Raw genomic sequence first — 15,757 nt, 5'->3', positions numbered from 1 at the left:
CTTGTATCCGAAGATACGTTTTTTGCCTCATCGTTCAGTTTTCAAAGTTCGTCATGTCGTTTTCAGCGACTTTAATATCTTACCAAGTCACCGACACGATTGTCAATAACTTTTTTGATATTTTTTTCGGTGTGTCACAACCATTTGCGGCACAAGAAGTAATATACCATGGAGTTTTTATTTGTACAAGTGTTTTATTAGAAAAACATTCAAAAAGTTATTATTCCCGTTTCGACATCAGAATATGCTTACTTTTACTTTGAAATGTTCCGCATTAACAAAGAAGAAAACTCCCCACTTCCTTCTATAAAGAAGCGGAGAGTCCGATATTGGTTAGTTTTGTTGGTGACGCATTGTCGGGAAGAGCAAGACATCACGAATTGAAGGAGCGTTTGTCAACAACATGACGAGGCGGTCGATCCCGATACCAAGTCCTCCTGTTGGTGGCATGCCGTACTCAAGGGCTTCGATGAAGTCATTATCCATTTCATGCGCTTCGTCGTTCCCGGCTTCTTTTTCAACAAGCTGTGCTTCAAAACGTTCACGTTGATCGATTGGGTCATTCAATTCCGTAAAGGCATTGGCATGTTCCCGACGAACGATGAACAATTCGAAACGGTCCGTGAAACGAGGATCTTCCGGATTTTTCTTCGCAAGCGGTGAAATTTCAACCGGATGACCGTAGACGAACGTCGGCTGAACCAATGATTCTTCAATTTTCTGTTCGAAGAATTCATTGAGGATGTGTCCTGTCGTCATATGGGCTTGGACTTCAACACCATGCTCGTGTGCGAGTTCATGGGCACGCTCTTTTGAAATCTCTTCAAAGAAATCAACACCGGTTGCTTCTTTAACCAGATCCGCCATGTGGGCACGTTTCCATCCGACAGACAAGTCGATTACATCTTCACCGTAGGTCACTTGTGTTGTACCAAGGACTTCTTGAGCAACATGGGCAATCAGGTTTTCCGTCAAATTCATGATGTCGTTGTAATCCGCGTAGGCTTCATATAACTCAATCATCGTAAACTCAGGATTATGGCGTGTTGAGATTCCTTCATTCCGGAAGACGCGACCGATTTCATAGACTTTTTCAAGTCCGCCGACAATCAAACGCTTGAGATGCAACTCAATCGCAATCCGCATGTATAGTGTCATATCAAGTGCATTGTGATGCGTAATGAACGGACGTGCTGAGGCACCACCCGCAATCGTATGCAACATCGGTGTTTCAACTTCCAAGTATCCGAGGCTGTCGAGATACTGACGAATCCCGCGAATGACTTTACTACGCGCAATAAACGTCTCACGTGATTCCGTGTTCGTGATCAAATCGAGGTAACGCTGACGGTAGCGCTGTTCAACATCTTTTAGTCCGTGATATTTATCCGGAAGCGGACGTAGTGCTTTTGTCAGTAACGTAAACGACGTGACGTGAACCGATAGTTCGCCGACATTCGTTTTGAACACGTATCCGCTGATTCCAACGATGTCACCTAAGTCACATGTTTTATAGATTTCGTATGCTTCTTCGCCAACATCGTCCTTACGTACATACAGTTGGATTTGACCGTTTACGTCCTGGACGTTCGTAAAACCGACTTTCCCTTTACGGCGTGTCGTCATGACGCGACCCGCGATCGAGACGTCAGGCTTCAGTTCTGCCAATTCTTCTTTTTCGTGTTCGCCGTAAGCGGCACGAATACTTGTCGTATCTGTCGTACGTTCAAAACGGGCACCAAACGGATCGAGTCCTTGTTCACGCATGGCGTTCATCTTACCGAGACGCACCTGCATTTGATCGTTCATTTCCATGTCCTGACTCACTGTCTTCACTCCTTTTATAATGGTTCACGATGGTTTTTACTTCTTCGATGAAAAAGCTGCCGGTATGACCGACAGCTCTTAGCAAAACCGATTCGCTCATCTTCAATGGCATTAGCGTACCATAAAACGGGTTAGCCCGACTATACTTTACCTGTTACACATGTACTGCATTCGTTTCCAATGTTTCGACATACGCATGCAACAACTTTTGCAGTCCGGCATGGGTCTCTGTATCGAATAATGCTTTTCGAACATGCCCGTTGCCGCTTAACCCTTTTAAGTACCAGGCGACATGGGTTCTCATTTCCCGCACCGCAAGCGCCTCCCCTTTCAGTGCGACAAGGCGTTCCGCATGCAGGAGACAAATATCGATTTTCTCGCGCGGTGTCGGCTCAATCGATAATGTACCCGACTCCAGGTATTGAATCGTCTGATACAACATCCACGGATTGCCAAGCGCCGCTCGTCCGATCATGACACCGTCCACTCCGATTTCGTCAATCATCCGTTTCGCATCTTGCGGGGTTTGAACATCACCATTTCCGATGATTGGGATCTTAACGGCCCGTTTCGCCTCACCGATGATCTCCCAATCCGCGACACCTTCATACTTTTGTGAACGGGTCCGGCCATGGATGGCGACCGCTTTCGCTCCTCCGGCTTCCGCAGCCCGGACGTTGTCGACACAATAAATATGATGGCTGTCCCATCCCGTCCGCATCTTAACCGTGACAGGTTTATCAACCGCTTGCGATACGGCATGAACCATCTCATAGACTTTATCCGGATCAAGCAGCCACTTGGCACCAGCGTCACACTTCGTCACTTTTGGTACAGGACATCCCATATTGATGTCAATGATGTCCGCATTCGTATTGGCATCGACATACTGAGCCGCTTGGACCAACGTTTCCTTCGATCCGCCATAAATTTGTAAACTGAGCGGTTTTTCCCGATCGTCCACATATAACATCTGCATCGTCCGTTCATTTTCATAAAGGATTCCTTTATCACTGACCATTTCTGCACAGACGAGGCCTGCCCCGAATTCTTTTGCGATCAAACGAAACGCAGGATTACAGACACCCGCCATCGGTGCTAAAATAACACGATTATTCAGTTCGACGTCACCTATTTTAAAACCTGTCATCATTCTCTTCCCTTCCCCTTCTCGACACGACACCTACTTGATCCGCCTTACGTCCGTCCGCTCCGCTTCCGGTAAGCCCAGATACAATGATTCGACCGTTTGATTCAGGCCGGGTACGACATAGGATGGATTTAATTCACGTAACGGCGCCAGTACAAAGGCACGATCCTGCATCCGGGGATGAGGCACGGTCAGACCATCTGCTTGAATGGTTTCATCATTATACAAAATAATATCAAGATCAAGCGTCCGGGGGCCGTTTTTAAACAACCGCTCCCGTCCTTCCTGCTGTTCAATCTGTTGCAGTTCCAGTAGCAACCGGTCCGCCGCTTCCGTCGTATCGAGCTCAACGACCATGTTATAAAAAAGATCCTGATTCACATATCCGACAGGTGCTGTTTCATAGACAGATGAAGGACGTAAGGCATGCGTCGTCGCAAGTGAGCGCATGGCGTCGATGGCAGCATCTAGATGGGCCGCCTTATCTCCAATATTTGATCCTAATGCGATATAAACACGATTCATTGATAATCCACCCGTTTCCGATGAATTTCAACAGCGACATGTTCATAATGTCCCGCGATTGGTGGATCCGGTTTAATGACTTTGACTGTCGTTTCAAGAATCCGTTCATCCAGTGCCAAGACGTGTTTCGCGACCCGATCCGCCAATGCTTCCACCAGTTGTAACGGCGTCCCTTCCACGACCCGTTTCGTCACTTCATATAGCTCAGCATAATTCACGCTTTCTCGTAAATCATCCGTTTTACCGGCACGCGATAAATCAAGACCAATCGATAAATCCACGTTGAAGCGTTGGCCAAGCTTCGTCTCTTCCGCAAATACACCATGGTAACCGTAAAAACGCATCCCTGTCACATGAATTCGATCCATCTTCATTCCCCTTCCGTTAATTCCGTTTCTAACATCGCATCCATCATGACGGCGGCTCGCTTCACTGCTTTGACGTCATGTACCCGCATCCATTCACATCCCTGTTGAATACCGTAGCAGACCGTCGCGATCGTTCCTTCAACGCGTTGGTCAGCCGGTAATCCGAGCGTCAAACCAATCATGGATTTACGTGATGTACCGAGCAGGACCGGATAACCGAAATCCGTCGTAATCGACAAGTGACGCATCAAAAATAAGTTTTCATGATGTGTTTTCATGAAGCCAATCCCAGGATCGAGCCAAATCTGATTTTCGGAAACACCCGCCTGCTTGGCCAAACGAATCGAGTCTTCTAGATCCGCCCGGACTTCCGCCAACATATCCGGTCCGTGTGGTTCCAGGCGATTGTGCATCAAAATGATAGGGACGTCGTAGTGTGCTGCAACGTTAACCATCGAACCGTCGCCCCACTTTGATCCCCACACATCGTTGATGATATCAGCACCCGCTCTTACAGCCGCTTCCGCCACTTCCGGTTTATACGTATCAATCGATACCAAGACATCCAGCTCCCGCTTCAATCGACGGATGACAGGAACGACGCGTTCGATTTCTTCTGCCGCTGATACAAATGCCGCTCCCGGTCTTGTTGATTCGCCTCCGACATCGATTGCATCGGCTCCGTCCGCTACGAGTTGTTTGGCATGCCGGACCGCCTGTTCGAGATCGACATAGTTTCCACCATCAGAAAACGAATCCGGTGTCACGTTTAAAATACCCATGATTTTTGTCATCCTTGTTCCCTCCTTGACCATTTCGTTTGGACCGCCTGATCAAACAGTGTCCGTACGGACTGATAACCTTTTCCGGTCATTCCGGGAAAGGTTCGCCCATCCAGTGACGAGACAGCAACAACTTCTTGAATGGAGTTCGTACAAAGGATTTCATCGGCTTCTGTCAATTGAGGTAACAGCGCAAGCCGTTCTCCAACCGGCATCTGTTCCATGATAAATTGACGGGTAATCCCGTTTAGTGCGCCCGTTTCAAGAGGCGGTGTATACCACTGGTTGCCATACCGCCAAAAGATATTCGAAGTCAGCCCTTCACAGATAAAGCCTTCCTTCGTCAAAAACAGTCCCTCTGCTTCTTGATTAAACAAGTGACGTTTGGCTACGAGATTGTTCATGTAGTGATGCGACTTTAGTCGATAGCTCGTCTCTGGTGTACTGCGGGCAAGCCGGACGGTCTCAAGCGCCCGCTCTGCCGGTTGTCTCTGTCCAATCGGTTTCACGTACAACAAGACGCTTGGTTTTGTGTACGGTTCGCTCGACAGTCCAATCTCCCGTGCTCCGGCCGACACGTTCAAGCGGATATATAAATCTTTATTTTCATGGATACGATAAAGATCCTCCACAGCTTCAAGCAACACGTCACGTCCGTACGGCAATTGTATACCGATTGCCGCACAACTCATCTGGAGCCGTTCGATATGGTCGTCAAACAAAAACGGATGTCCGTCATATGTGCGAAATGTTTCGAATACTCCCATTCCATAGAGATAACCATGGTCAAACGGCGAAATCCGGATGTCTTCTTCCCGTTTTACGTTTCCGTCATGCCAAAGATACATAAGGCGTCAACTCCAAAAAGTTTTTTAACATCTGTTTGCCGTCGCGTGTCAAAATCGCTTCCGGATGGAACTGGACACCGACGATCGGCCATTCCTTATGACGCAAAGCCATGACTTCGCCGTCGGCTTCTGCCGTCATCGTCAAGATATCCGGAAAACTCTCCCGTTCGACGACCAGCGAATGATAACGTGTTACCGGTGTCTGTTGTTCGATTCCGCTGAACATACCCGACCCATCATGCGTCAACAAGGAGACTTTTCCATGCATCAGCGTTTTAGCACGAACGACTTTTCCACCAAACACTTGGCCAATCGCCTGATGACCGAGACAGATTCCAAGAATCGGAATCCGACCTGCGAAATAACGGATTGCCTCGAGACTGATGCCTGCTTCATTCGGTGTACACGGTCCCGGTGAAATGACTAAATGATCCGGTGCCAATCGTTCGATTTCTTCGATCGTGATGGCATCATTCCGAAACACCCGGATGTCTTGTCCGAGTTCGCCGAAATATTGCACCACGTTATACGTAAATGAATCATAGTTATCGATTAATACAATCATGTCGTTTCCTCCGCCATTTCTTTTGCGACCCAGAGTGCTTTTGCCTTACTGAGCGACTCTTCATACTCACTTTCCGAGTCAGAGTCGGTCACGATTCCCGCACCGGCCTGAATATACGCCATCCCGTCTTTAGCGACAAGCGTCCGAATCAGGATATTAAAAATCACATCATCGGCCCAACTGATAAAACCGAGGGCTCCTGTATAGATACCCCGGCGGACCGGTTCCAGTTCTTCAATAATTTCCATCGTCCGGATTTTAGGCGCTCCCGTGATCGTCCCCCCTGGAAACATCGCAGCAAGGACACTGCTTCCGGTTTCGCCTTCCGCAATCTCTCCCCGGACGTTTGAGACGATATGCTGGACGTGGGAATATTTTTCGATGACCATCAATTCGTCAACATGAACGGAACCGTACTCGCTGACGCGCCCTAAATCATTCCGCTCGAGATCGACGAGCATCACGTGTTCCGCCCGTTCCTTCTCGTTGTCGAGTAACGTTTTGGCTAGTGCCAAATCTTCTGCCTCGTCTTTCCCGCGCGGCCGTGTTCCGGCAATCGGGCGGGTCGCGAGCGATGAACCGATCTTTTCGACCAATAATTCCGGAGACGCTGAAACGAGTACCAACTCTTCGTCCGCAAAGTAACCCATGTAGGGCGACGGATTGACCATTCTTAACACATCATAGATATGCGCTGGTGTCGTCCGCAATGGTTCCTGCTGACGGACGGCGAGGTTCACTTGAAAGACATCGCCCGCTTCGATGTAACGTTTGATCCGGTCTGCTGCCTCTATAAAAGCGGACCGTTCAAAAGAACGTCCACGGTTTACTTGATTTTCGTACGATGCCGCGAACACCGGGACCGGACTCGGCTGACGCCATGAGGCGACTTCCGTTGCCAAAGCAAGTGTTGCTTCCGCTTCCGTGTCCCGTGTGACGGCTACAAATAACCGTTCCGCCTGATGATCGAAAACGGCGACCTCATCATACCAGTAAAGCGAGAGATCGGCTGTTGTCAAATCATCCTCCGCCTGTTCCGGCAACCGTTCGAGATAGCGGACGGCATCGTAACTGACATATCCGGCCAATCCTCCGAAAAACGGCGGCATCCCTGCCGGACGAGCCGATGCGTAACGAGCGCGTATTTCTTCCAACAGTTTAAACGGCGCCTCTGTTCGTTGCTTTTGCTCCCCGGCTTCTTGAATCGTTGTCACTCCGTTTTTCGTATGGATATATCCGACAGGTCGGACTCCCGCCATCGTATAAGATCCGATTCGGCCACTTTCAAGCCAGACATGTCCTGTCTGTCCTGCCGTCAATTCCACGTACCGGTTATAAAACTGTTCCTTTGTCCATGTAAATGATTCGTATACTGTCTGTCGCACGAGCGTTCCCCCACTTCCGAACTATTCTGCTCTCATTATACGCAAAAAATCGGACAGGCGGAGGACTCAAACATAAGTCGCTTGCCCCGCCCAAATAAAAAGAGGTCCATTCCTTTACATCGGAATGAACCTCTCGGTTAAAAAAATTACAGTTTTGAACTGTCCGCCTCTTCTTCCACTTGATACAGTGGTGTGCTGAGGTAACGTTCTCCGTTCGACGGGATGATGGCAAGAACCGTTTTCCCTTTGCCTAGACGCTTCGCTGTTTTTAAGGCAGCCGCAATCGCAGCACCGGAAGAAATACCACCCAGAACGCCGTTCGACTTCGCTGCACGACGGGCATGATCAAACGCTTCTTCCGTCGTCACCTGCTCGACACTGTCATAAATCTGCGTATCCAGAATCGACGGAACGAATCCGGCTCCGATTCCCTGCAGTTTATGGGGACCCGGTTTTCCGCCTGAAAGAACAGGAGAATCCGTCGGTTCGACAGCAATGATTTCGATACCCGGGAATGCCTCCCGTAAAACTTTCCCGGCTCCTGTGATCGTACCGCCCGTACCGATTCCGGCGATGAAAGCATCGAGCGTTAATCCTTCGAACGCTTCAACGATTTCCGGTCCGGTCGTCTTCTCGTGAACAACAGGATTCGATTCATTGTTAAATTGTTGCGGCATGAAATAACCATGCTCTTCCGCCTCTGCCGTTGCCCGAGCAATCGCACCCTTCATTCCTTCTGGACCAGGTGTTAAAATCAACTCCGCACCGTACGCACGAAGAAGAGTTCGACGTTCCATGCTCATCGTTTCCGGCATGACGAGAATCGAACGGTATCCTTTAGCCGCAGCGACCATTGCCAGTCCGATTCCCGTGTTGCCACTTGTCGGTTCAATGATCGTATCGCCTGCTTTTAAGTGACCCGCTGATTCTGCTGATTCGATCATCGCTAGCGCGATCCGGTCTTTGACGCTTGACCCCGGATTCATATATTCCAATTTCAAGTACACGTCCGCATCTTCCGGTCCTGTTAAATGATTTAATTTAACGATCGGCGTGCGGCCGACTAAATCTAATACTGAATTCGCAATGCGCATGACCATTCCTCCTCATAATGAAAAGCTTTAATTCCAAGTAATCCGATAGATCAATTATCCACGGACTGGATGAAAATTGTCAATCAAAGCGCTTTACTGTCGGCTTCGATCCGTTTTCCGACTGTTTTTCGACTGCTTCCTGAATCAGACGGTCGAGGGTTTCTTTTTCATGCCCCTTACGTATCTCCTGATACAGATCGGCACGCGTAATCTCTTCATCCCCGACCGTCGCGACGACATCCTCAAGCGGTCCGCCGATACTGTCCTGGACAATCTTCGGTGAATCGACTTTCGGCAGTTCGCCCATGAATGCATACGCACCCGTCATAAAATTCGTCAGCAACAAAATGAAAATCAACATCCACAAGTACTTAGAGTTTACAGTTCCCATTTTCAGACCCTCTTATGCTCTTTCGAGTGATTTTTCGCGAAGTGATTGTAATTCTTCGACATCGTATTGGTAATGTTCCGAACAGAAGTGGCAAACGGCTTCCGCGCCACCATCTTCGTCAATCATCGCTTGAATCTCATCAGGTCCTAGTGCGACGATTGCAGTTGCTAACTTTTCACGTTCACATGTACAGTTGAACGCAACCGGAATCGTATCCAGCACTTCAAACGTTTCACCCAGTACAAGACTCAACATCTCTTCCGGTGTTTTTTCTTCACCGACAAGAATCGAGATCGGTTTTAACGCCGCAACACGTTGTTCAAGTGCCGCAATCGTTTCTTCCGATGCACCCGGCATCAATTGAACAATCAAGCCGCCCGCTGCGATGACCGACTCATCTTCCGGATAAACAAGAACACCCGCTCCAACGACAGACGGACTTTGCTCCGACACGGCGAAGTAATACGTAAAGTCTTCACTGATTTCACCTGTCTGAATCGGAGACTGACCACCGACGAAATCACGCAGACCTAAATCTTTGATGACGGAAATATTTCCGCGGCCGACCGCATCGCCGACCTTTAGTTTTGTTAAACCGTCACTATTGACGTACGTATCCATCTCGACACGCGGATGGCTGACGTATCCCCGCACTTGTCCTTTTGCATCGGCATCGACGATGATTTTTCCGATTGGACCATCACCTTCGACTTTTAATGTGACACGGGTATCGCCTTTTTGCATCGTTCCCATCATGGCACCGATCGTCAATGTCCGACCGAGTGCTGCCGTGACGACCGGTGTCGTCTGATGACGGAGTTGCGCTTCGTACACCGTTTTTGTTGAACGGATTGCAAAGGCACGGACTTCTCCGTTAAACCCTAATGCTCTTACCAAATAATCATCTTTTAATTGTGCTAATAATTCTTCACGTTTCATTCGTTTTCCCTCACTTATTTCGTTCGTAGATAATCCGCAACCCGTCAAGCGTCAAAAATGGATCGACGATTTTTATCGTTGCAGATTCCTCACTGATTAGTCGGGCGAGTCCACCTGTCGCGATGACAGTTGCCTCTCCCATTTCTTCTTTCATCCGATGGACGAGTCCATCGACTTGCGCGACGTAGCCGAAATACGTTCCGGACTGCATCGCATGTACGGTATTGCGGCCAATCGTTGACTGCGGTTTGGCAATTTCAATCCGCGGTAATTTAGCTGCCTTATTATAAAGTGCTTCTGTCGACACCATGACACCCGGTGAAATGATTCCACCGTAATAGCGTTTTTGTGCATCGATATAACAATAGGTCGTTGCCGTTCCAAAATCAACGATGATCAAAGGACCATCATATTTGACCGTCGCTGCGACGGCATTGACGATTCGGTCGGCTCCCACTTCTCTTGGATTGTCGACTTTCAGGTCAAGTCCTGTCTTGATTCCAGGCCCGATTACGAATGGGCGCCGGTTGAAATAACGGACGCACATGTTTTCAAGCGGAAACACGACAGGGGGTACGACAGATGATAACACGATTCCCTCAATATCTTCCACGTTTAACTCTGCATCTCGAAACAGGGCTTTCACCAACATCCCATATTCATCGGTCGTCCGCGTCCGGTCCGTCGCGATCCGCCAATGCTCGACAAGTGTTTGTTCGTCATATACTCCAAGTACGATATTCGTATTTCCTACATCGATTACTAAAATCATCTGATTCCCCACTTTTCTCTGACGATAACTGATTCTATACGTTGTGATTATACCACGCAGTTTAGGCATCACCTATCGAAGTGCGCACTGCTGCTTGGCACTTCCACAAAAAAAGATCAGCACCCTGGTTGGGAATGCTGACCTCTCGCTCGAACGAATCATCCGTCTCATTTCTATCGTCACCCCGGTCGATTAGACCGGGAAGATAGAAAATCAGATTTGATCATCCCGACGTGGTTGATCTGGTTTTTCCGTATCGACATTTTGTCCTTCGTCGATCACAGAGCCGCGTTGCGTTGGAGATTCTGTCGGTTGATCGATGACAGGTGTCGTCGATTCCGGCGTTTTCTCGTCTGCTTTCGGTTCTGTAATGGCCGCAGGCTCATGTTTTTTATATTCGCCTGTCTCTAAGAGATGGTGAATTTGTTTTTGATCCAGTGTTTCGACTTCAAGTAACGTCGTCGCAATCAAATCAAGCTGATCGCGTTTCTCCGTCAAGATCGTCTTCGCCTTTTGGTAACAACGGTTGATGATCGCTTGAATTTCCATGTCGATTTCATGGGCAATCGCATCTGAATAGTTCTGTTCGTTTTGGAAGTCACGTCCCAAGAAGACATTTCCACCTTGACCGGAACCAAACTGAAGCGGTCCGAGTTTTTCACTCATCCCGAACTCCATGACCATCTTACGGGCAAGTCCTGTCGCACGTTGGAAGTCATTGCTTGCGCCAGTAGAAGCTTCACCAAAGACGACATCTTCCGCGACACGACCACCAAGTAATCCGGTGATTTTGTCTTCAAGTTCCGGTTTCGTCATGAAGTAACGATCCTCTTTTGGAAGCATGATGACGTAACCGCCTGCATTACCACGAGGAACGATCGTTACCTTATGCACTTCATCCGCATCATCGAGTGTGACACCGATGATGGTATGACCTGCTTCGTGCCATGCCACGATTTTTTTCTCTTTCGGTGAAATGATCCGACTCTTCTTCGCAGGACCTGCGATGACGCGGTCGATCGCTTCTTCCAAATCAACGATTGAAATCTTATCACGGTCTGTACGGGCTGCGATAAGTGCCGCTTCGTTCAACAGGTTTTCGAGATCTGCACCTGAGAAACCTGGTGTACGTTGTGCGATGGCTTTCAAATCAACTGTCGTATCGAGCGGCTTGTTACGTGCGTGTACTTTAAGAACTGCTTCACGTCCGACGACATCTGGACGCTCAACCGTGATTTGACGGTCAAAACGACCTGGACGGAGTAAAGCGGGATCCAGAATGTCCGCACGGTTAGTAGCTGCGATCATGATGATACCTTCGTTTTCACTGAATCCATCCATCTCAACAAGAAGTTGGTTCAATGTTTGTTCGCGCTCATCATGTCCGCCGCCAAGACCGGCGCCACGTTGGCGACCAACGGCATCGATTTCATCGATGAAGATGATACATGGTGCATTTTTCTTCGCGTTTTCAAACAAGTCACGGACACGTGATGCCCCGACCCCGACAAACATCTCAACGAAGTCAGAACCTGAAATCGAGAAGAACGGGACGCCGGCTTCGCCAGCTGCTGCACGGGCTAACAACGTTTTACCTGTACCTGGAGGACCTACAAGGAGGACACCTTTTGGAATACGGGCACCGAGACGGGCAAACTTACGTGGATCTTTCAAGAATTCAACGACTTCGACGAGTTCTTGTTTCTCCTCATCTGCTCCTGCCACGTCGTCAAACGTAATCTTTTTCTTTTCTGTATCATACAGGCGCGCCTTCGATTTACCGAAGTTCATGACACGGCCGCCGCCGCCGCCACCTTGTGCTTGATTAATCAGGAAGAAGAATAGGATGAAGATGATGATGAATGGCACGATTGTCGTCAACAGCGCAATCCAACCACCGTTTGTTTCTGCTGCTTTGAAGTCCATCTTGACGTTTTGGCTACGCAATTGCGTATACAAATCCGTCAGTTCTGTATCAACAGCCGGTACGACCGTTTCATATGTCGTATCTTTTTCACGTAATTCACCTGTGACATTGTACGTCTGTCCCTCATACTGGAACGTCGCCGTCTTCACATCACCTTTTTCAACAGACTCGACAAACTGTGTGTAATTGATTTCTTTGCTTTTGTTCACTGGACTCTGCAAGTATTGCAGAAACAAGATCAAAGCTAGAAAAATGACCCCAAACACAAGGGTATTCTTCACTGCTCGGTTCATCGTAGGCCTCCTCTCCGCATCAACTGATTGATTTTCTTCAATCGATACGAATCCTAACGCGGCAAAGCGCGCTTTGTAATTGGTTTTATCTTATCATGTGACAGTCAAGATTAAAAATAATTAGCCGCCGTAGACTGCTGGTTTCAAGACACCAACATAAGGAAGGTTACGATATTTTTCTTCATAGTCAAGACCATAACCAACAACGAACTCATGTGGAATGACAAAACCGCTGTAATCCGCATGTAAATCGTTTTTACGACCACTTGGCTTATCCAGCAATGTTACGATTTTTACCGACTTCGCTTTCCGGTATTTAAAGAGATCCACGAGGTAGCCTAATGTTAATCCGCTGTCGATGATATCTTCGACAATCAGGATGTCACGACCTTCTACGGATGTGTTTAAATCCTTCTCAATCTTCACTTCACCTGTCGATGTCGTACCGCCGTGATACGTCGAGACATCCATGAAGTCCATTTCAAGATGCATGTCCATCTTTTTGACGAGATCTGACATGAACGGCATTGCGCCTTTCAGGACACAAACGAGGAGCGGGAAACGATCTCCGTAATCCGCTGTCAGTTCACCCGCGAGTTCACCGACTTTATGTTGGATCTCTTCTTCTGAAATCAGTACTTTTTCCATATCATTCATTAAGGTCATACTAGGTATTCCTCCTCCATTTTAAACACTACATTACCATTCTATCATTAAACACGATTCTGCGAGGAGTTCAAATGACCCGAATATTGCAATTCGATGTCCGATGACCGCCAGAACTTGCCCTGTCGCATCGACGACAACCGGAATTTCCGTCCGTAACCCCCGTGGAACCTTCGCATCCACAAGAATCCGGCTCACTTTTTTCGTACCGACCGCTAACCGGATCCGGTCACCTGGTAAGGGCTGTCGAATCGTCAGTGGAAAACGGATGGCTGAAAATGGAATACCGGTCGCCGAACGTGAGAACACAATCGTTTGTTCACCATAATGATAAGTGCCCAAATCAATTCCCACTTCCAATGCTTCCGGGAGCAGGTGCTTTCTCGGACAACGGACACATGTCACGTAGCCATATGTACGCTGTATCCTCCAGTTTCCATAATACACTTCACCGGACGGCATATCTACTCGTAAGAATGTCAAAAATTGATTGTATTCCTCGGAAGTAAAGTCGCGGTCCGGTAATAAGGCACGCAGGACAAGTCGCTTGAAGTCTGAAGGGAGTGTTTGAATCGCTTCAAGAGGAAGCCCGCGGTCCGTCATCCGTTCTTTGACAAAGGACGTGACGTACGTGAAATGTTCCTGTTTTTGTTCATGACGAGATATTGCCGCCTGAACCGTTGCTTCTTCATAACCCGGGCGAAGTTCCGCAAGCAACGGCAGGATCCGGTGCCGCATCTGATTCCGGAGATACTTCGTTCCGGCATTCGTCTCGTCTTCATACCATGTCACGTAATGGGTTCTTGCATAGTCATACAGTTGCTGTTTGGAGTACGTCAACAACGGACGATGAATCTGTCCCGTCGCAAAAGAACGGATCCGGGGAATGCCGTCGACACCTGCTTCCCCTCGGATCAACTGGATCAACAGCGTCTCCAATTGATCGTCCCGGTGGTGTGCGAGCACAAGATGCCGCCGACCTGTCTCAGCCATGACGTCTTGAAAAAAGGCATAACGCCTCGCCCGGCAAGCTGCCTGGCTCGGTGTTTGATCATCCCATGCGAGTCGTGTCATCCGAACAGCCACTTGTCTCGCATCCGCCCAAGCGCGGACCGCTTCTGCTTCTTCGTCCGATTCTTCGCGCAGACCATGATGAACATGAACAATCATTAGATCATGATTCGCTTCATACAAAAGATGTGCCAGTACCATTGAATCACAACCGCCGGAAACAGCAACCAACAATGGTTCTTTTGGAAGATTAATCTCGAATCCCATGCCTGGTCCCCCTTGATCCATAAGTGACTTAAACGAAAAAAGCTACCTCTATATAAATAGAGATAGCTTTTTTACAGAATGACCCGTACGGGAATCGAACCCGTGTTACCGCCGTGAAAGGGCGGTGTCTTAACCGCTTGACCAACGGGCCAAAAAAATATGGTAGCGGCGGAGGGAGTCGAACCCACGACCTCACGGGTATGAACCGTACGCTCTAGCCAGCTGAGCTACACCGCCATATTTTGAATGCGTGCGTCTTAAGCACATTTTCTATAATACGGTGGAGTCAAATAATTGTCAACGCTTTTTATAAAAATAATTTCAAAAAAATAAAAGATGGAATGAACAGCGTCATTCCATCTCTATTCTTATAAAGAACAGGTCAGCAAGTTATTGACGTTTAGCACCGCGTCCGCCACGTTTTGAATCGGTTTGTCGTTTCAATGTCGCAAGACGATCTTCACTATCTTTGAGGAAACTAGTCATCAACGTATCGAACGTTTGCTCTTTACGTGGAGCTGGTGCGCCACGGCCACCTTTGTTAAAGCCGCCACGGTTTCCACCGCCGCCGCTTCCACCACGCGGTCCTTTGTTATCGAACGAACGTGGTCCACGGTCTTGACCTGCCGGACGTGGTCCGCGATCAAATTGACGAGCTGGAGGACGAGGACGTTCGCCTTCTGGACGATCGACTGCTTTCTTAATCGAAAGACCAATCTTCCCGTCGTTCTCTACACTCAACACTTTAACCGTGATTTCTTGTCCGACTGTCAAGACATCATTGATATCTTTGACGTAAGAATCTGCTACTTCACTGATGTGAACAAGACCTGTCTTACCCGTCGGTAATTCTACGAACGCGCCGAAATTGGTGATGCCTGTAACTTTCCCTTGTACTTTGCTGCCTACTTCAATCGACATAAATTGTATTGCTCCTTTTTAGTTGA

Annotated in this window: 16 protein-coding genes and 2 tRNA genes; all 18 read right to left on the bottom strand. The window is 48.3% G+C overall.

Annotated elements, in window-relative coordinates:
* Positions 1-333: 333 nt before the first annotated feature.
* The 18 genes from lysS to DVG79_RS15245 all read right to left on the bottom strand — a co-directional run bounded on the left by lysS (position 334) and on the right by DVG79_RS15245 (position 15,731).
* The gene (lysS, locus tag DVG79_RS15330) at positions 334-1,815 is read right to left on the bottom strand and encodes a lysine--tRNA ligase (RefSeq protein ID WP_147269823.1); all 1,482 of its coding nucleotides are present in this window, start codon (positions 1,813-1,815) and stop codon (positions 334-336) included.
* Positions 1,816-1,981: 166 nt separating this feature from the next.
* Positions 1,982-2,980 (bottom strand): tRNA dihydrouridine synthase DusB, encoded by a 999-nt coding sequence (gene dusB, locus DVG79_RS15325; RefSeq protein WP_114597453.1) that lies wholly within the window; start codon positions 2,978-2,980, stop codon positions 1,982-1,984.
* Between the two features lie 30 nt (positions 2,981-3,010).
* Positions 3,011-3,502, bottom strand: a complete 492-nt coding sequence (folK, locus tag DVG79_RS15320; RefSeq protein WP_114597452.1) for a 2-amino-4-hydroxy-6-hydroxymethyldihydropteridine diphosphokinase — start codon at positions 3,500-3,502, stop codon at positions 3,011-3,013.
* The gene (folB, locus tag DVG79_RS15315; protein ID WP_114597451.1) at positions 3,499-3,870 is read right to left on the bottom strand and encodes a dihydroneopterin aldolase; all 372 of its coding nucleotides are present in this window, start codon (positions 3,868-3,870) and stop codon (positions 3,499-3,501) included. Before folB ends, folK begins: the two co-directional genes overlap by 4 nt.
* Positions 3,871-3,872: 2 nt before the next feature.
* Positions 3,873-4,664, bottom strand: a complete 792-nt coding sequence (folP, locus tag DVG79_RS15310) for a dihydropteroate synthase (RefSeq protein WP_114597450.1) — start codon at positions 4,662-4,664, stop codon at positions 3,873-3,875.
* Entirely contained in the window at positions 4,661-5,500 is an 840-nt protein-coding gene (locus tag DVG79_RS15305) for an aminotransferase class IV (protein ID WP_114597449.1), read from the bottom strand. The genes folP and DVG79_RS15305 overlap by 4 nt, the downstream gene beginning before the upstream one ends.
* Positions 5,484-6,065 (bottom strand): anthranilate synthase component II, encoded by a 582-nt coding sequence (locus DVG79_RS15300; protein ID WP_114597448.1) that lies wholly within the window; start codon positions 6,063-6,065, stop codon positions 5,484-5,486. Before DVG79_RS15300 ends, DVG79_RS15305 begins: the two co-directional genes overlap by 17 nt.
* The gene (locus DVG79_RS15295; protein WP_114597447.1) at positions 6,062-7,450 is read right to left on the bottom strand and encodes an anthranilate synthase component I family protein; all 1,389 of its coding nucleotides are present in this window, start codon (positions 7,448-7,450) and stop codon (positions 6,062-6,064) included. Before DVG79_RS15295 ends, DVG79_RS15300 begins: the two co-directional genes overlap by 4 nt.
* Before the next feature lie 146 nt (positions 7,451-7,596).
* Positions 7,597-8,544, bottom strand: a complete 948-nt coding sequence (cysK, locus tag DVG79_RS15290; protein ID WP_026826985.1) for a cysteine synthase A — start codon at positions 8,542-8,544, stop codon at positions 7,597-7,599.
* A gap of 79 nt (positions 8,545-8,623) precedes the next feature.
* The gene (locus DVG79_RS15285) at positions 8,624-8,935 is read right to left on the bottom strand and encodes a SurA N-terminal domain-containing protein (RefSeq protein ID WP_114597446.1); all 312 of its coding nucleotides are present in this window, start codon (positions 8,933-8,935) and stop codon (positions 8,624-8,626) included.
* A 12-nt stretch (positions 8,936-8,947) separates the two neighbouring features.
* Entirely contained in the window at positions 8,948-9,874 is a 927-nt protein-coding gene (gene hslO, locus DVG79_RS15280) for an Hsp33 family molecular chaperone HslO (RefSeq protein ID WP_114597445.1), read from the bottom strand.
* 10 nt (positions 9,875-9,884) lie between these two features.
* Positions 9,885-10,646 (bottom strand): type III pantothenate kinase, encoded by a 762-nt coding sequence (locus DVG79_RS15275; RefSeq protein WP_114597444.1) that lies wholly within the window; start codon positions 10,644-10,646, stop codon positions 9,885-9,887.
* A gap of 213 nt (positions 10,647-10,859) precedes the next feature.
* The gene (gene ftsH / locus DVG79_RS15270; RefSeq protein WP_026826989.1) at positions 10,860-12,866 is read right to left on the bottom strand and encodes an ATP-dependent zinc metalloprotease FtsH; all 2,007 of its coding nucleotides are present in this window, start codon (positions 12,864-12,866) and stop codon (positions 10,860-10,862) included.
* 120 nt (positions 12,867-12,986) lie between these two features.
* Positions 12,987-13,532, bottom strand: a complete 546-nt coding sequence (gene hpt, locus DVG79_RS15265) for a hypoxanthine phosphoribosyltransferase (RefSeq protein ID WP_012368964.1) — start codon at positions 13,530-13,532, stop codon at positions 12,987-12,989.
* A gap of 33 nt (positions 13,533-13,565) precedes the next feature.
* On the bottom strand, positions 13,566-14,810 hold the full coding sequence (gene tilS, locus DVG79_RS15260; protein WP_114597443.1) for a tRNA lysidine(34) synthetase TilS: 1,245 nt from the start codon (positions 14,808-14,810) through the stop codon (positions 13,566-13,568).
* Positions 14,811-14,889: 79 nt separating this feature from the next.
* Positions 14,890-14,961, bottom strand: a tRNA-Glu gene (locus DVG79_RS15255).
* A gap of 9 nt (positions 14,962-14,970) precedes the next feature.
* Positions 14,971-15,047: transfer RNA gene (locus DVG79_RS15250), tRNA-Met, on the bottom strand.
* 153 nt (positions 15,048-15,200) lie between these two features.
* On the bottom strand, positions 15,201-15,731 hold the full coding sequence (locus DVG79_RS15245; RefSeq protein WP_012368962.1) for a S1 domain-containing RNA-binding protein: 531 nt from the start codon (positions 15,729-15,731) through the stop codon (positions 15,201-15,203).
* Positions 15,732-15,757: the final 26 nt, after the last annotated feature.

This window comes from Exiguobacterium sp. RIT594 (genome assembly GCF_003339585.1).
Taxonomy (GTDB): domain Bacteria; phylum Bacillota; class Bacilli; order Exiguobacteriales; family Exiguobacteriaceae; genus Exiguobacterium_A.
Note: the sequence above shows the minus strand (reverse complement) of the source record. Positions and strands in the feature narration are given on the sequence as shown.